The 19,177-nt window shown below is 41.1% G+C and carries 15 protein-coding genes and 1 other RNA gene; 13 read left to right on the top strand and 3 right to left on the bottom strand.

Annotated elements, in window-relative coordinates; all coding sequences use genetic code 11:
- Positions 1-7: 7 nt before the first annotated feature.
- Positions 8-988: a Gfo/Idh/MocA family protein gene (locus EQJ87_RS05250; RefSeq protein ID WP_130123635.1), complete on the bottom strand. Its 981-nt coding sequence runs from the start codon at positions 986-988 to the stop codon at positions 8-10.
- Between the two features lie 260 nt (positions 989-1,248).
- On the opposite strand from EQJ87_RS05250, the gene udk reads away from it, so the two are divergent.
- The 3 genes from udk (at position 1,249) to EQJ87_RS05235 (ending at position 3,664) form a co-directional block, all read left to right on the top strand.
- Positions 1,249-1,869, top strand: a complete 621-nt coding sequence (gene udk, locus EQJ87_RS05245; protein ID WP_130123634.1) for a uridine kinase — start codon at positions 1,249-1,251, stop codon at positions 1,867-1,869.
- 219 nt (positions 1,870-2,088) lie between these two features.
- Positions 2,089-3,069 carry a phosphate acetyltransferase gene (gene pta, locus EQJ87_RS05240; protein ID WP_130123633.1) on the top strand — a complete coding sequence of 327 codons (981 nt, stop codon included), beginning with the start codon at positions 2,089-2,091 and terminating at the stop codon, positions 3,067-3,069.
- Between the two features lie 190 nt (positions 3,070-3,259).
- Positions 3,260-3,664 carry a hypothetical protein gene (locus tag EQJ87_RS05235; protein ID WP_130123632.1) on the top strand — a complete coding sequence of 135 codons (405 nt, stop codon included), beginning with the start codon at positions 3,260-3,262 and terminating at the stop codon, positions 3,662-3,664.
- Between the two features lie 34 nt (positions 3,665-3,698).
- Here the strand turns inward: EQJ87_RS05235 and EQJ87_RS05230 are convergent, their stop codons facing one another.
- Entirely contained in the window at positions 3,699-4,484 is a 786-nt protein-coding gene (locus tag EQJ87_RS05230; protein ID WP_130123631.1) for a Cof-type HAD-IIB family hydrolase, read from the bottom strand.
- Positions 4,485-4,637: 153 nt separating this feature from the next.
- Here EQJ87_RS05230 and EQJ87_RS05225 point away from each other — a divergent pair, with 153 nt between their 5' ends.
- From EQJ87_RS05225 to EQJ87_RS05200, 6 genes are all read left to right on the top strand, one after another.
- Complete coding sequence (locus tag EQJ87_RS05225; RefSeq protein ID WP_130123630.1) at positions 4,638-6,911, top strand: DNA translocase FtsK; 2,274 nt, start codon at positions 4,638-4,640, stop codon at positions 6,909-6,911.
- Complete coding sequence (gene holA, locus EQJ87_RS05220; protein WP_130123629.1) at positions 6,908-7,912, top strand: DNA polymerase III subunit delta; 1,005 nt, start codon at positions 6,908-6,910, stop codon at positions 7,910-7,912. The genes EQJ87_RS05225 and holA overlap by 4 nt, the downstream gene beginning before the upstream one ends.
- Positions 7,913-7,971: 59 nt before the next feature.
- A complete protein-coding gene (gpsB, locus tag EQJ87_RS05215) occupies positions 7,972-8,367 on the top strand; it encodes a cell division regulator GpsB (RefSeq protein WP_130123628.1) in 396 nt (131 codons plus the stop codon).
- Positions 8,368-8,460: 93 nt separating this feature from the next.
- Positions 8,461-8,838, top strand: an RNA gene (gene rnpB, locus EQJ87_RS05210) — RNase P RNA component class B.
- Positions 8,839-8,947: 109 nt separating this feature from the next.
- Positions 8,948-10,102, top strand: coding sequence for a THUMP domain-containing class I SAM-dependent RNA methyltransferase (locus tag EQJ87_RS05205; protein ID WP_130123627.1), 1,155 nt, complete (start codon positions 8,948-8,950; stop codon positions 10,100-10,102).
- A gap of 136 nt (positions 10,103-10,238) precedes the next feature.
- A complete protein-coding gene (locus tag EQJ87_RS05200) occupies positions 10,239-12,419 on the top strand; it encodes a cell division site-positioning protein MapZ family protein (RefSeq protein WP_130123626.1) in 2,181 nt (726 codons plus the stop codon).
- Positions 12,420-12,563: 144 nt separating this feature from the next.
- Here EQJ87_RS05200 and EQJ87_RS05195 read toward each other — a convergent pair whose 3' ends face one another.
- Positions 12,564-13,652 carry a M24 family metallopeptidase gene (locus tag EQJ87_RS05195; RefSeq protein WP_130123625.1) on the bottom strand — a complete coding sequence of 363 codons (1,089 nt, stop codon included), beginning with the start codon at positions 13,650-13,652 and terminating at the stop codon, positions 12,564-12,566.
- Positions 13,653-13,866: 214 nt separating this feature from the next.
- On the opposite strand from EQJ87_RS05195, the gene ccpA reads away from it, so the two are divergent.
- From ccpA to EQJ87_RS05175, 4 genes are all read left to right on the top strand, one after another.
- Positions 13,867-14,865 carry a catabolite control protein A gene (gene ccpA / locus EQJ87_RS05190; RefSeq protein WP_130123624.1) on the top strand — a complete coding sequence of 333 codons (999 nt, stop codon included), beginning with the start codon at positions 13,867-13,869 and terminating at the stop codon, positions 14,863-14,865.
- A 245-nt stretch (positions 14,866-15,110) separates the two neighbouring features.
- A complete protein-coding gene (locus tag EQJ87_RS05185; protein ID WP_130123623.1) occupies positions 15,111-16,076 on the top strand; it encodes an NAD(P)/FAD-dependent oxidoreductase in 966 nt (321 codons plus the stop codon).
- A gap of 119 nt (positions 16,077-16,195) precedes the next feature.
- Positions 16,196-16,756, top strand: a complete 561-nt coding sequence (locus EQJ87_RS05180) for a CvpA family protein (RefSeq protein ID WP_130123622.1) — start codon at positions 16,196-16,198, stop codon at positions 16,754-16,756.
- Positions 16,757-16,797: 41 nt separating this feature from the next.
- A complete protein-coding gene (locus tag EQJ87_RS05175; protein WP_130123621.1) occupies positions 16,798-19,128 on the top strand; it encodes an endonuclease MutS2 in 2,331 nt (776 codons plus the stop codon).
- Positions 19,129-19,177 lie beyond the last annotated feature (49 nt).

Below are 19,177 nucleotides of genomic sequence, written 5' to 3'. Positions count from 1 at the left end.
TTAAAATTTATTTGTTGTCGGCGTCAAAGACGATGCCAGCACTCTTGCGCATTTCGAAAGAAGTTTCAGCGACAGCTTTGGCAAAATCTTGGAGGGCAAAACTTGCTTCAAAATCTTTGTTTTCAAGGATTTCAGCGAAAGCGACTGCTTCGTCATAAAGAGAATGTTTGGGAGCTTGAAGTTCAAAGTTGTTCTCACTGCCATCCATGCTAACGAACTTAGCGGAACTAATCGCATTGACTCCGTCCAGAATTAAGGTACCTTCGGTGGTATATATTTCACTTGGAAGGTAACTATTGAGATTTCCTGCACATTTGATGGCTACCTTGTAGTCCTTATAATCAAGAACACCAATGCCAGCGACATCAACGCCAGATGGTAAAAGCTGAGCATCATAGGTGGCTGTGTTGGGCTTGCCAAACCAGAAAATCGCTGCATAGAGGAGGTAAACACCGAGATCGGCTAGAAGGCCTCCAGAAAATTTAGGGTTGAATTTATTGGGGAGTTCACCACGCAAGAGAGGAGCCATTTTTGATGAATATTTAGAGTAAGTAAAGTCGGCACCTGTAATGGTTTGATCGGCAAGAAAGGCCTTAATCACTTCAAAAGAAGGTTCGTGAATATTGCGGGCAGCCTCAAAGAAGAAGCGGTTTTCTTGACGGGCAAGTTGGATGATTTCGGCTAATTCGCTAGGGTTTGAAAAAGCAGGTTTTTCAACAATGACGTGATGGCCTGCCAAAATTGCGGCTTTAGCTTGTTCAAAATGCAAAGCGTTTGGACTGGCGATATAAATCACATCGAGTGAAGTGGCAAAAAAATCTGCTAAATCATCAAAGTGTTGAATTTCTTCAAAATCAGCAGAAAAATTTTCAGCGGATTCGATACGACGGGAATAGACGGCGCTAAAGCGATATTTACCTGTCATATGTGCAGCGTCAATAAATGAGCGAGCAATCCAGCTTGTTCCAATAATACCAAGTTTGAGCATCAGTTTCTCCTTACTAAATAGGGGGCTTGAGGCTTTTGTTGTTGCGGATGATTTCCTCAAAATCTGCTTCTATTATATCAAAAAAATGTTCAAAAGTTATTGCTTAAGGTAGTCTGGTGGTTTAAAATTTGCTGCTGGCTTTGTAGGCGTTAGAATTTCTCAATGATTTGTGGTAAAATGAGAAGAATAAAATTTGGGGTTGATTGTGAGTAAGGCTAGGTACAATCAGCGCAAGTGATTTTTCAGGAAGGTACAGAACTTTGAAAAAAACATTGATAATTGGGGTAACAGGTGGATCGGCAAGTGGGAAAACGAGTGTTTCTCATGCGATTTTGGAAACTTTTTCTAATGAGCGTATTGCTATGATCGAACATGATAGTTACTATAAAGATCAATCACATTTGACTTTTGAAGAACGAACAAAAACGAATTATGATCATCCTTTGGCTTTTGATACGGATTATTTGATTGCACAACTTAAGGAATTACAACATGGGCGTGCGGTGGATATTCCGATTTATGATTATGCAAAGCATACGCGCTCTCAGGAAACTTATCGACAAGAACCAGTGGATGTTTTGATCGTTGAGGGGATTTTGGTGTTGGAAGATGAGCGTTTGCGCGATTTGATGGACATCAAGATTTTTGTGGATACGGATGATGATGTTCGGATTATCCGTCGGATTCGTCGGGATATTGAAGAGCGTGGACGGACTTTGGATTCGGTTATTACTCAATATCTGGATGCGGTCAAACCGATGTATCATCAATTTATCGAGCCAACAAAGCGCTATGCTGATGTGATTATTCCTGAGGGAGTGTCTAATACGGTGGGTGTGGATATTATCACGACTAAAATTGCGAGCATTTTGAATGATTAAATCTGTCTTGGGCAGGTTTTTTCTTTGTTTTAAAAGTTAGTGAACTTTGTGAAAAGCAGTGCAAGCTAGTAAAGGTGTACTCTATAAAAAACAACGATGGTAATGCTTACTTTTTTTGTGAAAGTATGTTATACTTGAAGCGTAACAATTGGAGAAAGGAATACCGTAATTGAACGGTATGACTGTGAGAATTCTCATGGCCAGAAGGACTATTTCAAAATGGAACTTTTTGAATCATTGAAACAAAAAATTGGCGGTAAAGGCCTTAAAATCGTTTTCCCGGAAGGAACGGATGCACGTATTTTAGGAGCTGCAAACCGTCTTTATGCTGATAAATTAGTGACACCTGTTTTTATCGGAAACATCACAGAGGTTACGGCAACATTGACTTCCCGCGGGATAAATCCTGAAGGTTTTCAAATTTACGATCCAATGAATTGTGATCGTTTTGAAAAAATGATTGAACTTTTTATTGAGCGTCGTAAAGGGAAAGTGACAGAAGAACAAGCTCGGGAAATTTTGAAGGATCCAAATTATTTTGGAACGATGCTTGTTTATATGGGAATTGCTGACGGAATGGTTTCTGGTGCGGTACATTCAACGGCTGACACGGTTCGCCCTGCTTTGCAAATTATTAAAACTAAACCAGGCGTGAAGTCTGTGTCTGGTGCTTTTATCATGGTTCGTGGACGTGATGATAATGAAAAATATATCTTTGGAGATTGTGCGATTAACATTGAGCCAGATGCAGCAACGCTTGCCGATATTGCGGTAGCTTCAGCTGAAACGGCTAAACTTTTTGATATTGATCCTAAAGTTGCCATGCTTTCTTTCTCAACGAAGGGTTCTGGCAAGTCAGCTAATGTGGAAAAAGTGGTTGAAGCAACAGCGCTGGTTAATGCAGAACATCCAGAGATTGAGCTGGACGGTGAATTGCAATTTGATGCGGCTTTTGTCCCTGCAGTTGCGCGCCAAAAAGCGCCAGATTCAACAGTTGCAGGACACGCTAGTGTCTTCATTTTCCCAGATATTCAATCAGGAAATATTGGCTACAAAATTGCGCAACGTTTAGGAAATTTCGAAGCGATTGGCCCAATTTTGCAAGGCTTGAATGCGCCAGTGTCTGACCTTTCACGAGGTTGTAACGAAGAAGATGTTTACAAACTTGCCTTGATTACTGCTGCGCAAGCTTTGAAATAGAGAATTTACTGACGTCATTGCATTTGCTAGAGAAAATGCTGACGGAACGCTGTAATGGTCTTGCGCTTGGTTGCGTCAGCAATTTTTCTTGTGGGCTTTTGAGTCAAAAAAATCGGTCAGTGATTTGGCGGATTTTTTTTGTACAAAAAATGGTATAATGAAAAAAGATTAAAGAAGAAATGAGAAAATAATGACGAAATCAAGAATTTTTGCCCTGATTGGCAACCTTCTTTTCACTTTGTTGGTTCTGTTGGCTTTAGGGAGTTTTTGGATTATTTTGCTGATGAAAAATTCGGCAGAGTTTGTCAAAGAAGTAACGGCAATGGGTGTGACTTCAGAGATGATGGGAATTGCTTTAGGGATTGCTGCGGCGATTCTGCTGGTTCTTTTGGTTTTGAGTTGGCTGGCTTTTGCCCGCTGGGACAAGGGGAAATTTGGGCGCATTTATCTGCTGGTTTTGGGGATTTTTTATGGCTTGGCTTCGATGTTTAATGGCGCCGGGCTAGTGATGACCTTGCCTTTGGCGGTTTGCTTTGTGCTTGCTTATGTTTTTGGGCGGCAGGAAAATCTGGAAACTGATAAAAAAAATTACTGAACTTTTCGTCAGTAATTTTTCGTTTTGAGGGCAATTATAAGATACCCCAGTGGTTGAAGGCGTTGATGATGCCGTGATTGGTATTTTCAGTGGAAATGAAATCAGCAAGTTCTTTTAATTCAGGAACGGCATTGCCCATTGCAGTGCGGTGGTCAGCGGCCTTAAAGAGATCTAAATCATTGCGTCCATCGCCAAAAGCAAAGGTTTCACCAGAAAAACCGAGTAAATTTTTCACCTGAGAGATTCCTGTGCCTTTGTTCGTCTGGCGGTTGGTCACATCAATAGAACTTGGAGAGTTCATGAAGAAATTCAGTTCAGGCACAGCTTCTTTGTAATACTCCACCTGACTGAGCTGATTGGTCAACACAAGGAGCATATTGACTTCTTGGGCCAAATAGCGTTGGGCATCAACATGAGGGAGAGGCATATGGGTGTAAGCATATGCTTTTTTAGCAAAGTCCGTCAATTCGTTGACCCAGTAGCCCTTGCTGTCATAAAAAGACAAGGCTTCTGCGTGCGGTTTTGCCGCATCCACTAATTTTTTCACACTTTGTGTTGGAATTTCTTCTTTGTAAATGGTTTCCCCATCCAAGATGATGTATTGGCCATTCATTGCCACGGCCCCGTCGATTCCCGTTGCCTTCATGATGCCGTCCAATTCAAAATGGCCGCGCCCCGTTGCAATAAAAGGTAAAACGCCATTTTCACGAATCCGTGAAAGCCCATCAATCACTTCCTGATCCAGTTGGCTTTGGGCGTTGAGTAAAGTCCCGTCCAAGTCGAAGAAGGCTAAAGCCTTATAATCATTGATATTTTCCATAAAAATATTGTATCAAAAATATGCTATAATTGTAAATAGAATTCCTCGTACGTCAGATGATCAGAGAAAATGCTGACGTAAATAAATTTCATCAGAGAAAATGCTGACGGATTTTAAAAATGACAAAATAAGTAAAAAAGAAGTGAAAGAACGATGCCTGCTAAGAAAAAAACAACCAGAAGAAACACCAAAAAAGAACTTCAGAAAAAAGCAGCAAACCGCAAACTCATCAGCTTGTTTGTGGGACTTTTGCTGATTATTTTTGCCCTTGCTCGCTTAGGAATTGTTGGCGTTAGCTTATACAATATTGTACGCCTATTTGTTGGCTCGCTGGCCATTATTTTTCTGATTCTTTTAGCCTTTATGATGGTGCTTTCTACTTTTCGTAAGCGATTTTTAAAAGAAAATAAGCGAATTATTCTTGCTGAAGTCCTGATATTTTTGGCTCTGATGCTGTTTTTTCAGATTAGACTTGGCAAAGATTTGACTGCGACATTCCAGCTGGTTTGGACGGAACTCTTTTCTGGACGCGTGCTTTATTTTGCAGGATCGGGCGTCTTGGGTGCGGCCCTCACTGAGCCAGCAAAAGCCCTTTTTTCAATCGTTGGCGTTTATCTCATTGCCAGTCTTTTAGGGCTTTTAGGTCTTTACTTTTTGATGCCAAGCTTTTTCCCAAAAATCTGGGAAAAACTGAAACAATTTTTGGCGACAAGCAAGGTAAAGCGCGCTGAACGCAAAGCGCGCAGAGAAGCTAAAAAAGCAGCCCAAGCTCTGGAGCAATTGGAAAAAGACACAGCCCAAGCTCAAATTCAAATGCCTACCCAAGCCCCAGAGTCAGAAGCTTTTGACGAATCCTTGTTCACCTCAGCGCCAGATATCCCAATCAACATTCCCGAGTACAATCCACAAGAGTTGCCTGACGAGCCAGAATTTATTGAAGAACCCCTTGTTAATTTTGCACCAAGCGCTCCGCTTAGCAATTACAAATTGCCCAATATTCAACTTTTAGCTGAAGTTCCAGTTAAAAATCAATCTGGTGAGCGCAAGACCGTTCAGAAAAATATTGAAATTCTCCGAGCAACCTTTGAATCCTTTGGAATCACTGCCAATGTAGAAACTGCCGTTGTCGGCCCCTCTATCACCAAGTACGAGATCAAGCTTGCAACCGGAACAAAAGTTTCCCGCGTGGTCAATCTAGCCGATGACTTAGCCTTGGCCCTTGCTGCCAAAGACATTCGTATTGAAGCACCAATTCCTGGGAAATCACTGATTGGCGTCGAAATTCCAAACTCTGAAGTCGCAACCGTTGGTTTTCGTGAAATGTGGGAAGGCGGCAAAACTAACCCCGCCAACTTTTTGGAAATTCCATTGGGCAAATCTTTGGATGGTGAAATCCGAACCTTTGACTTAACCAGAATGCCCCATTTATTGATTGCCGGATCAACAGGATCAGGGAAATCTGTCGCGGTCAATGGTATTATTACCTCCATTTTGATGAAAGCTTTACCAAGCCAAGTCAAATTTCTCATGGTTGACCCCAAAATGGTCGAATTATCTGTTTATAATGACATTCCTCACCTCCTTATTCCTGTAGAAACCAACCCACGCAAGGCTTCTCGTGCTTTACAAAAAGTCGTTGATGAGATGGAAAAACGCTATGAAAGTTTCAGCCATTATGGCGTGCGAAATATCGCAGGATACAATGAAAAAGTCCGCAAATTCAACAGTGAATCAGAAAACAAAATGATTGAATTGCCACTGATTGTGGTCATCGTTGATGAGCTTGCCGACTTGATGATGGTAGCGAGCAAAGAAGTCGAAGATGCCATTATTCGTTTGGGTCAAAAAGCGCGTGCTGCTGGGATTCACATGATTCTAGCGACTCAAAGACCATCAGTAGACGTGATTTCAGGCTTGATTAAAGCCAATGTTCCCTCACGAATTGCCTTTGCCGTTTCCTCAGGAACGGACTCACGGACGATTTTGGACACGAACGGCGCAGAAAAATTGCTGGGACGAGGCGATATGCTCTTTAAGCCGATTGATGAAAATCATCCTGTCCGTCTGCAAGGTGCCTTCTTATCGGATGCCGATGTTGAAGCAGTCGTTGACTTTATTAAAGACCAATCAGAAGCTCAATACGATGTTAATTTTGATCCAGGTGATGTTGATGAAGCACCAACAGGGAGCGCTGCTGATAATGCAGGGGCGGGGGATCCGCTTTATGAAGAAGCTCGAAATATGGTGATTATCGCTCAAAAAGCGTCAACAGCCCAATTGCAAAGAGCTTTGAAAGTTGGCTTCAATCGTGCTTCAGATTTGATGGCAGAATTAGAAGCTCAAGGGATTGTTGGCCCTGCTAAAGGAACGACGCCAAGAAAAGTGCTCGTCAGTCCAGATGGCGAATTCATCGGAGGAGAAGAATGACCGTATTTGATGATTTTAAACGCCTCAAAGCGCAAGGATTTCCACAAATCCTTGTTATTTTTGGCGAAGCGGAGGACATGGTTGAAGAGTTAAAACGCCAATTTTTGGCAGCTGTGGACTTTGACCCAGCGGATTTGAGTCAGGCTTACTATGACTTAAATGCGGGAAATAGTGACTTGGCTTTAGAAGATTTGGAATCTCTCCCTTTTTTCTCTGATTCCCGCTTGGTTATTTTGGAAAATTTGGTCAATCTGACAACGGCCAAAAAGAATGTTTTGGATGAAAAGCAACTCAAACGCTTTGCCAATTTTTTAGAAGCTCCTTCGGAAACGACTCAGTTGGTCTTGATTCTTCATGGAAAATTAGACAGTCGGCTCAAAATTGTAAAAAAACTTAAAGCTGAAGCGAGCTTTTTGGAAGCCATAGCTTTAAAAAATCAAGAGTTAATCCAGTATTTTAACCAAAGCACGACCCTTTCTCGGCCAGTGTTGACAAGAATTGCCGAGAAATCAAATGATCGATTTTCCATAATGAAGCAAAATATTGATTTGGTTGAAACTTACGCTTCGGGGCGTGAGGTGACGGTGGATGATGTGGAAAAAGTTGTCCCAAAATCTTTGCAGGATAACATTTTTGCGCTGACTGATTTGATTTTTAAAGGAAAAATTGCTGAAGCACGTGATTTGGTACATGATTTGACTTTGCAGGGGGAAGATTTAATCAAAATTTTAGCGATTTTGACAAATTCTTATCGCTTATATCTGCAGGTCAAACTTTTCCAAGAAAAAGGCTGGGCAGAAAACCAGCAAGTTTCTGTTTTAAAAATGCATCCTTACCCTGTCAAATTGGCGAATCAATTGGTTCGAAGCCTGTCTGTGAAAAGTTTGAAAAAGGGTCTGCTTGACTTGATTCAACTCGATTTTGATATCAAAAATAGCAAAGCGGACAAAGCTTATCTTTTTGATGTCACTTTGATTAGGTTGACCTTGAAAAAAATTTGAAAATTTGGTATCATAAGTAATGGACATTTTATAATAATGATGATGATAAAGAGGTAAAAATGCCAACATTTAAATTTACGCCTAAAGATATTTATGAAGCAGACTTCCCGACAAAAATGCGCGGTTATGACAAAGAAGAAGTCGATGAGCTCCTTGACGATGTGATTGCTGACTATGAGGCTTTTCAAACTGAGCTTTTACGTTTGCAAGAAGAAAATGAATTTTTGAAAAAGAAAATCGCTGAGTTGGAAATGCAAGTTTCTAAGCCAAACCAAGCTAATTTTGATGATACGCAACGTTTTGATCCAAGCCAATTGATTCAAGCGCAAACGCGTTCATCAAAACCTAAAACAGAGTTTCGCAATCCAAGTAATTTTGATTTGCTTAAACGAATCAACCGTTTGGAACAAGCGGTCTTTGGGCCTAATGGCATTGCCAGTGATAATGAACAATAAAAAGTAACACCGCTCAGTGATTTTACTGAGTGCTGTCGGATGAGAGCAGGCTTTTGTTTAAAAGTCAGCTCACTTGATTTCGAGAGAAAAACAGTTTTCGGATAATCGCGCGATTTTTTGTAAATCGTGAGGAAAGTCCATGCTCGCGCGTTGCTGAGATGCACGCAGTGTTTGTGCTAGGTGAAACAATAAACCTAGGTAGGAGTGTCATGCCTAACGGCTGGCCAAAGCGCTAAGTCTTTGATATGCGCAAGTAGCCTGTAAAAGTGCCATAGAGACGAGTCTTGCGGGAAACTGCAAGAATGGAACGTGGTAAACCCCTCAAGCGAGCAACCCAAACTTATGGTCGGGGCACTTGACTAGCTGAAATGAAGGCGTGGTCGAGGCTGAAATCGAGGATTTTGGCAGACAGATGGTTATCGAAGGGAGAATCCTCTGGGATTTGAACGGAACAAAACATGGCTTATAGAAAACTGTATGACACAGGCTGGGGCTTTTAGCCTCGGCTTTTTTTAAATTGTAAATGAAGATGAAATTTTTTGCGAGTTGAGTGAAAATTTCATAAAAAAGAAAGAAAAAAATGATTAAAAAATTTAAATTACTTGCTACGGCTTCAGCTGGGCTTGAGAGCTTGGTTGCACGCGAATTGCGAAATCTGGATATTGCTGATGTGGCGATTGATGATCGTTCGCGGGTATTTTTTGAGGGAGATTTAGCCACCATTGCTAAAGCAAACCTCTGGTTGCGCACTGCTGACCGAGTAAAAATCGTGGTTGGGGAGTTTAAGGCGCGCACTTTTGAGGAATTGTTTGAGCAGGTTTATGCGTTGCCGTGGGAAGAATTGATTCCTTTTGGCTGCCAATTTCCAGTCAGCAAAGCAAAATCGGTCAAATCAACGTTGCACAATGAACCTTCAGTGCAAAGCATCACGAAAAAAGCGATTGTTAAAAAGTTGCAAACGACTTTCCATCGACCTGAAGGTGTACCTATTCCAGAAAACGGCCCTAAATTTTCAATTGAAATTGCTTTGCACAAGGATTTGGCAACGGTGATGATTGATACAACAGGTGATTCTTTGTTTAAACGTGGCTATCGTTCGGAAAAAGGGGAAGCACCTTTGAAGGAAAATATGGCAGCGAGTATCGTGCTGTTGACCAATTGGTTGGCTAATCCACGCCGTGCTTTTGTGGATCCAACGTGTGGTTCTGGAACCTTTACGATTGAGGCGGCAATGTTGGCGTTGAATATGGCACCAGGAATGAAACGTGATTTTGCTTTTGAGGCTTGGCCTTGGTTTGATGCAGAGATTCTCAAGCATGAAAAAGCTTTAGCCCAAAAACAAGTGCGCACAGATTTGGACTTGGATATTCAAGGCTTTGATATTGATGGGCGCATGGTAGAAATTGCCAAACGTAATGCACTTGCGGCAGGCCTTTCAGATGTGATAAAATATAAACAAATGCGACTGCAAGATTTTCAAACTGAAAAACTTGATGGCGTGCTTGTGTCGAACCCACCGTATGGGGTGCGACTCGAGGACGAAGAAGCGGTCGCGGCGCTTTATGGCGAGATGGGCCAAGCTTTCCGTGGTCTTGAAACTTGGAGCAAATATATTTTGACGAGTGATGTGAACTTTGAGAAACATTATGGCGCAAAAGCAACGAAGAAGCGAAAACTTTACAACGGGACTTTACGGACGGATTTGTATATGTATTTTGGAAAACGCATCAAATAAGTTGACGGAAAATCAACATTTTGGAGCAATTTTTAAATTCGTCAGCATTTTCTCTTGTATTTGGCAGCTGTCAGCGAAATTTTAGGGACGTTTTTTAGTGAACGTTCACTTTTGAGAAGCTTTTTTCGGAGGAAAAATGTCAAAAAAAAATAAAAATAAAAATAAAAACAATAAAAATAAACAACAAATTGGTGAAAAATCCCTGAAACTGCAAGATTTGCAAGAACTTACAGTGGGTGAGATTGTTGAAAAATCAAAGCAAGTTGACAAAGAAAACGAAGAAAATGAGTCTATTTTGGACAAATATATTCGGCAACATCGCGGCGAAATCGAAGAAGCCAAAAGTAAAAAATTGGATGAATTTATCCAGTCAGAACGTCAAAGTTTGGGGACTGCACCGAGCGAAGAAAATTCAGCGCCAACTCATTTGGCGACGGATGAAGTTGATCATTCGCTAGAAAATTCAGCACCGGCTTCTGATGAAAAAACAGAAGTGCCTGATTCAGCCAGAGAAAATGCTGACGCCTCTGCTGAAACTGCTGCTGATAACGCTGAGTCTATTTTGTCAGACGGAGAAAATACTGACGTAACTTCTCCCTCCTCACCAGATGCTCCGTCAGAAGAAAAAACTACTGACATCCCTGCTGAAACTGCTGCTGATAGCGCTGAGTCTATTTTGTCAGCCGGAGAAAATGCTGACGTAACTTCTCCCTCTGCAGCAGATGCTCCGTCAGAAGAAAAAACTACTGACGCCTCTGCTGAAACTGCTGCTGATAGTGCTGAGTCTATTTTGTCAGCCGGAGAAAATGCTGACGCAAATTCTCCCTCCGCAGCAGATGCTCCGTCAGAAGAAAAAACTGCTGACGAAACCGCAAAAGCCAGCTCGACAGCACCAGTGGTATTTTCTGCCAACCATGTGCCGTTGGACGAGCCAAGCTCAGATGAGCAAGCAGCGGACGCGCCAACTGACGCTTCTGAATTTGCCGATGTTTTTGAACCCATTCCAGCGATTAAACAATTTAAACCGCTCGAAAAACATGAAAATAAAGCAAAATCAAAAGCCATCGAACCAGTGGAAACACCAGCTAAATTAGATCATTTTGACCCAGTGAGAACAGCTGATTCCGTTGATTTAGCGTCTAAAAGCGAGGAGGCTGACTCCACTCAAATTGACCCAGTTGAAGTCGCGGAAACAACGGAATCAACAAATTCTGTCGCACCAATTGCCGTCAATCCAGCCGCTCCAAACGCCCAAGCTCTGCCAGAAAGACAAGCCAAAAAACAGCCGAACAAGCGACGGACACCGATTATTATTGGCGTTTGCGCCCTTGTTTTGATTGCCGCTGCTGCCGTAGGTTTCGCCCAGCATAATGCCAACAATAAGCCTAAAACCGTACAAACAGCGCGTAACAACTCTGATTTAGCAAAATTCAAAACAGATTATGCTGCCTTTTTCACAGATTCATCACAAAAAGCACTCAAAAACAGTCAGTTTGACAAATTTCCTCAATTAGAAAAACTTGTCAACAGCCACCAAACATCAACTGCTTGGTCGGGACCAGTGGCACAGACCAAAGCCTTAAAAACAGAAATTGCTGCAATCAAAGAAGTGAATGCTTTGTTTGATAAATCCGTGATTTCTGATGGAAAATTGGACACAAGTGCGCAAGTATTGCCCACAGCCCAGATTCCAGAAGTGCCAAAAACAGAAAATGAAGATCTCAACAAACTTTTGACGCAAGCCATTGCTTTAGCGAAAACTCAAAGTGAAAAAGCCAGCTCAGCTAGCGCTGAAGCGAGTGCTGCGAGTTCATCTGCCGCCGCTCAAGCCAGTGCCTCAGCCAGTCAACAAGCTGCAAATGCCGCTGCAAATGCATCAAATGTTACAAGTTCTAGCACATCAACCACGCAAGCACCCGCGACATCATCATCAACTCAGAATGCGAGTGCAAATGCAGGAACGACCACGCAAGCAGGAGCAACAAGTGTGAACGGCGTAACGCTTGACAGTGCAAATGCACGCGTTCAAGTCCAAGCTGGCCTCAACGCCAACGACCCCGCCTTTACTTGGGGTGAGGGAATTTTAAACATGGTGCTTGAAAAATGTCGCGCACGCGACTATATCACAGGCAATGCCTACATTTTACAACCTGCTGCCATTCACACAACGAATGGCACCCAAGGCTTCCCAGCCGGCATCGTCAGTGGTTATTATAACCTTTATGCACCAGACGGTAGCTACCTCCTTTCGATTAACGCCAAAACAGGCTATTTTGTCGGAAATGGAGCTGGTCACGCAGACGATTTAGACTATTAAAAATAAAAAAATAATCATCCAGCGATGATTATTTTTTTCGTCAGCATTTTTTCTACTGACGAAAATTTTTTTTTAAGTTACGTCAGTAAAATCTCTACAAAAAAACTTCCGCTTTTACTGACGAAAGTTTTTTTACTTATAAAATTAGAAAATCATCAAGTCATGGTTCGTATGAGTAAAAGATTCACAACCATTTTCAGTTACATAGAGACAATCTTCAATCCGTACTCCCACTTTTCCAGGAATGTAAATGCCCGGTTCATTAGAGAAACACATTCCCTCTTGAATCACCAAGTCATTTCCACCGACAATAGACGGATACTCATGCACGTCCATCCCAATTCCGTGTCCAAGACGGTGGTTGAAATATTCACCATAGCCAGCTTTGGTAATCAAATCCCGAGCAACAGCATCAACCTCGTGAGCCGTCACGCCAGGCTTGATAAAGTCCATCGCCGCGGCTTGCGCCTCTTTGACAATCTTGTGGATCTCAGCATCAAAATCATTTGGCTGACCAATAGCAATCGTCCGTGTCGCATCAGAAGCATAACCACCGCTCATCACACCCAAGTCAAAAAGCAACAATTTATTTTCTTGAATCGCCACATTTTCTGGCCCACCGTGTGGGTTTGCTGCACGTGCGCCCGACAAAACAATCGTGTCAAACGACATTTGGGATACACCCATTCGCTTCATTTCGTACTCGATTTTAGCCACAATGTCAGACTCAGTCACACCATCACGCTTAGCCGCTGTGGCAAAGCCAATTTCAAAGCACTTATCTGCAAAATCGCCAGCGATTTTCATTTTTTCAATCTCATCGGCAGATTTAATCAAGCGCATCTGCTCAATCAAAGGCGTCAAATTGACAAAATTAACAGCGCCAAACTGTGCCTTTAACCCTTCAGTTTTAGACAAAGGAATATCAGAAAATTCCACAGCAATCGCTTTTAAGTCGGTATTGACCCGATTTTTAATCACTTCCCAAGGATTTTGAGCATCCTCATAACCAAAAATATCAAAACCAGTCGTTTCTTCCGTCGCTTTAGCCACTTCCAAAGCAGGCGTAAAGAGCATTGGTGTGCGATCACGGAAAATCATCAAACCTGCGATTCGTTCATGAGGATCAATTGCTAACCCTGTTAAATAATTAAGTGTCGTTGGGTTGGTGATAAAAGTCATATCGACATCATTCTCGTTTAAGAAAGCCGAAATACGTTCAAGTTTGCTCAAAGTAGTTCCTCCAAATGATAAATAAACTCACTTTTTATAAAAAATTGATGATAAAAAGCGTCTTACCCCTATTTTACGCTAATTTTCTTAAAAAATCACGTCCAATCGCACATTTTATGGTTGAAAAGGTTTACAGTTCATGATATAATTTAAAAATGAAAATGGTTTTCATAAATCCAATGGACAAAAACTAAGAAAGAGGTCAGCCAAAAATATGGTAGAATCTACAACAACAATTTACGACGTGGCACGTGTCGCCGGAGTGTCAATGGCAACAGTTAGCCGTGTTGTAAACGGAAATGCGAATGTCAAAGAAAAGACGCGCCAAAAGGTTTTGGACGCAATTGCCGAACTTGATTATCGCCCTAATGCGGTCGCTCGTGGACTAGCAAGCAAACGTACAACAACAGTTGGAGTAATCTTGCCAACCATCACATCAACTTACTTCGCAGCCATCACTCGCGGAGTTGATGATGTCGCTTCCATGTACAAATATAACATGATTTTAGCTAACAGCGATAATGATGTTGAAAAAGAAGAAAAAGTCCTTGAAACTTTCCTTTCAAAACAAGTCGACGGAATTGTTTACATGGGATCATCTTTAGATGAAAAAATTCGGACATCTCTCAAAAACGCTCGCACACCAGTCGTTTTGGTGGGAACAATTGACGGAGACAAAGAAATCCCATCAGTCAATATTGATTACCATTTGTCAGCTTACCAAGCTACAGCCAAATTAGCCAAAAGCGGAAACAAAAAAATTGCCTATGTTATGGGTTCGCTCAAAGATGCTGAAAATATCGAGCGCATGGTAGGTTACCAAGAAGCTTTGATTGAAGCTAACCTTGGCTTTGATGAAGAACTCGTTTTTGAAGGCAATTACAGCTACAACCAAGGCAAAGACTTAGCAGAACGCTTGCTTGCTAAAGGTGTAACAGGTGCTGTCGTTGCCCACGATACAGCTGCAGTTGGTCTTTTGTCAGCCCTCATGGAAAAAGGCATCAAAATTCCAGAAGACTTTGAAATCATCGCTGGTGCAAATTCACCAATCACAGAATACACTTACCCAACAATGACTTCAGTTAACCAACCCTTGTATGATTTAGGGGCAGTATCAATGCGTCTTTTGACAAAATTGATGCTCAAAGAAGAGATTGAAGAAACTCAATTGATTTTGGATCACGAAATCATCACTCGTCACTCTACAAAATAAGAAAAAATCATTCAAGAGTTGAATCTCTTGAATGATTTTTTATCTTCGTAACAGTAACTTATTTTGAAATCAGTGTTTTTCCACGCGGCTCTAAGGAAGGGACAGAACGCTAGGACAGCAGAACTAAACAATATTCACCAACAAAGTAAAAAGTATTTGACATTTCGAGTAAAAGTCGTGATAATAGAAGGACGATAAAAAATTAGTTTGGGGGGGACTCTCCGAATTTACTCAAGGAGATTAAAATGCAAGAGATTGATTTAATAATTGTTGGTGCAGGTCCAGTAGGACTTTACGCAGCCTTTTATGCAGGAATGCGGGGCCTATCTGTGGCAATGATCGAATCAGCAGAAGTAGCGGGAGGACAGCCGCAAAATCTTTATCCCGAAAAATTAATTTATGATATTGCAGGCTTACCAGCAGTCACTGGAGCTGATTTGACCCGCAATCTTTTGGAACAGCTGGCGCAAATCCCTCATCGCCTTTTTCTGGGAGAATCCGTTCAAAAAATAGAAAAAACAAGCACTGGTTTTAGCGTCACGACTGACCAAGCACTCAGAAAAGCAAAAGCAGTCCTTTTAACCACAGGCGCCGGCTTATTAACGCCACGTAAATTAGGAGTGACTGGCGAGGAAGCTTTAGAGATTTCTGGTAAACTTTCTTACTTTATCACTTCCTTACAAGCCTTTAAGGGAGAGAAAGTCGCCGTCTTTGGAGGAGGAGACTCAGCGCTAGACTGGGCATTGATGCTTGAAAAAGTCGCATCAGAGGTGCATCTGATTCATCGCAGAACTAGTTTTCGTGCCCATGAACATACGGTGAAACGCTTAGAAGAATCATCCATTCACTTGCATACACCTTATACTCTTTCAGAATTTACAGAAAAGGGCGTTCAGCTTCAAAAAGTTAAATCGGACTTATTTACAGAGTTACCAGTAGACAAAATCCTTGTCAATTATGGTTTTTTGACAAATCAGATGGAGTTGATTGAAGGCCTTGAGGTCACGCGTAACGGACGAATTACAGCAAATCGACAAATGCATTCTAATATAGAAGGGCTTTACGTGACAGGAGACGCCAGTGACTATGAAGGAAAAGTTCCACTTATGTCTGTTGGTTTTGGTGAGGCCGTGCTTGCCATAAACGATATGACTAGAAAATTAAATTTTGATCATAACATCAGAAAAGGACATTCCTCCTCTATTTTTTAAAAGAAAGACGTACTTCGATACAAGAGGGGTACGTTTTTTTGAAGAAATAAGCTATAATAGAGAGAGAAATGCACATTTTCGCTAGAAAGATGTGCTAAAAAACAAATTAGGAATTATTTATGATATTAAATTTGATTATCTTAGCCGCTTTAGTCTGGGCATTTATGGTAGGTTACGCACGAGGATTGATTCTTCAAGGCTTTTACACGCTGGGAACACTCGTTTCCATTTTGATTGCTGCAAGTAACTATAAAGATTTAGCTCAACAAATAAGCATTTGGGTTCCCTTTTCAAGTGCCACAGAAGGTGCCCATCTCTTACTTTTCAGCGATAAACTTCTCTTTCAATTGGACGAAGCATTTTATGCTGGCGTTGCTTTTCTGCTGATTTTTACTTTCGTTTACCTGATTGTTCGACTCGTTGGGATTTTCTTAAAATTCAAAACTACCCCTCTAGGAAAAACAGGGAAAATAGTTGCAGGATTATTGGGAATTTGTGCCACTTATTTCGCATTACAGATTGTTCTCATCACATTAAGTTTAGTCCCAATAGCTACTGTCCAAAATCATCTTGACGCCAGCTTTTTGACTCGTTTAATGGTCTTGCACACTCCTATTTCTTCAAGCTTTTTACAAGATTTATTGATTGAAAACATTATCCATATCAATCCGCTTGCTTAAAAAAGCTCCTCAAAATTTATATAATCTGAAAAACTATAAAAATGAATAAAAAAATTCTCAAAATATTAGAATATGACAAAGTCAAGGAACAATTTTTACCTGCCTTGACAACAGCGCAAGGTCAAAAAGAATTGACCGACCTTACTCCCCTCACAGATCAAGAAAAGATCCAACTCCTCTTTGACGAAGTTGCTGATTTTCGTCTGTTAACTCAAGAAAATGGTCTCCTTCAATTAGGGAAGACCAGTGACTTGTCCGAAATTCTACGTCGTTTAGAACTTGATGCTAGCCTTAACGGCAAAGAATTTGTGGAAATTAGAAAAGTAATTCAAATTGCTATCAATATTAGTCGCTATTTCGCTGAAGCCGAGAATGTGACTACACCCGCTCTTGATTTGACCCTCGCGAAATTGACCGACTTAACTGCTCTTATCAAAAAATTAGAAATTTTTGATAACGTAGGCAGCCTTTACGATAATGCTAGCCTTGAACTCATGCACCTACGAGTTTCAATCAAAAATCATCAGTCTGAAATCCGTAAAATCATGCAGGAAATGCTGACGAAAAATCTATCATCACTCTCCGAGAACGTGATTACGATTCGAAATGAACGGCAAGTGTTACCAGTCAAAGCTGAAAATAAAAATAAAATTGCTGGTGTTGTGCATGATATGTCGGCTTCTGGTCAAACTCTCTACATTGAACCTCATGCCGTTGTTGCCCTTCATAACAAACTTAATCAAAAACGTATTGAAGAGCGCCAAGAAATTTCACGAATTTATCGAGAACTCTCTGCGGACTTAAAAGCTTATACCGCTGATATCCGTCAAAATGCGTGGTTAATTGGTCATATTGACTTTATTCGAGCAAAATATCTCTACTTAGTTGCTAATAAAGCAACCCTTCCTGAGTTAGCAACTGATAAAGATATTCTCTTATTTGCAGCTCGTCACCCATTGATTGATCCCAAAGTTGTAGTTGCTAATGATATTAAATTTGATGCAGAGTTAAATAGTATTGTAATTACTGGTCCTAACACGGGTGGGAAAACAATCACGCTAAAAACAGTTGGCTTATTGAGTGCACTTGCCCAATCAGGCTTACCAATTTTAGCTGCTGATGGGAGTCGTATTCATTTATTCAGTGAGATATTTGCAGATATTGGAGATGAGCAATCGATTGAACAAAGTCTTTCAACTTTTTCAAGCCACATGACTAATATTGTTCATATTTTAGAAGAAGCAACTGAAAACAGTTTGGTTCTCTTTGACGAACTTGGTGCGGGAACAGATCCTAAAGAAGGCGCAGCTCTAGCGATTGCCATTTTAGAGAAGCTTCGCGAGCAAAAAATCAAAACAATGGCAAGCACGCATTATCCAGAACTAAAAGCTTATGGTGTTGAAACCCCACAAGTTATCAATGCTAGTATGGAATTTGATATTGATAAGATGCAACCCACCTATCATTTGCAACTAGGGGTACCGGGCCGCTCAAATGCGCTTGAAATCTCACGTCGTTTAGGTTTGCCAGAAAATATTATCACATTTGCTAGCCAACAAATCTCAGATAGTGAACACGATGTCAATCAGATGATTGAAAAATTAGAAGAAAAAACACGTGAAGTAATTGCAAGCTCTCGTAATATCAAGAAAATTGAACGGGAAAATCTTGCACTACATAAAGATTTAACCAAAGTTTACAATCAAATCAATCGTGAACGTGAACTTGAATTAGCCAAAGCCCAAGCGGCAGCTCAAGAAGTAGTCAAAAAAGCCAGTCTTGAAGCTCAAGAAATCTTGAAAAATCTCAATGAAAAAGCAGCACTCAAACCACATGAAATCATTGCCGCGAGAGCTGAACTTGAAGCCTTAGCTCCAACGATTGACTTTAGCAAAAATAAAGTACTCAAAAAAGCGAAAGCTCAGCGGGGCTTGAAACAAGGCGCTGAGGTCAATGTGATTTCTTATGGTCAAAGAGGAAAACTCATTCGCTTAGAAAAAGATGGCCGTTGGACGGTTCAAATGGGTGTAATAACCACCAAACTTTCCGAAGATCAGTTTGAAGTGATTGAAACGGAAGAACAAAAACAGGCTAAAAGCAAAAATATTGGTAAAAAAGTTACTTCAAAAGTCAAAGCCCAGCTTGATTTGCGAGGAATGCGTTATGAGGAAGCAGAGCTTGAATTGGATAATTATATTGACCAAGCGCTCTTGGCTAACCTGATTCAAATTACTATTGTTCATGGGATTGGGACGGGTGTGATTCGTGAAATGGTTCAAAAACGTCTTCAAAACCATCGCCACATTAAATCTTATGAGTATGCACCGATTAATGCTGGTGGCTCAGGGGCTACGATTGCTATTTTGAAATAGCAACTTGTAAAAAAAGTCAGTATCCTTGAATTTCTGAGCAAATTACACT

This window comes from Lactococcus sp. S-13 (assembly GCF_004210295.1).
GTDB lineage: Bacteria > Bacillota > Bacilli > Lactobacillales > Streptococcaceae > Lactococcus.
Note: the sequence above shows the minus strand (reverse complement) of the source record. Positions and strands in the feature narration are given on the sequence as shown.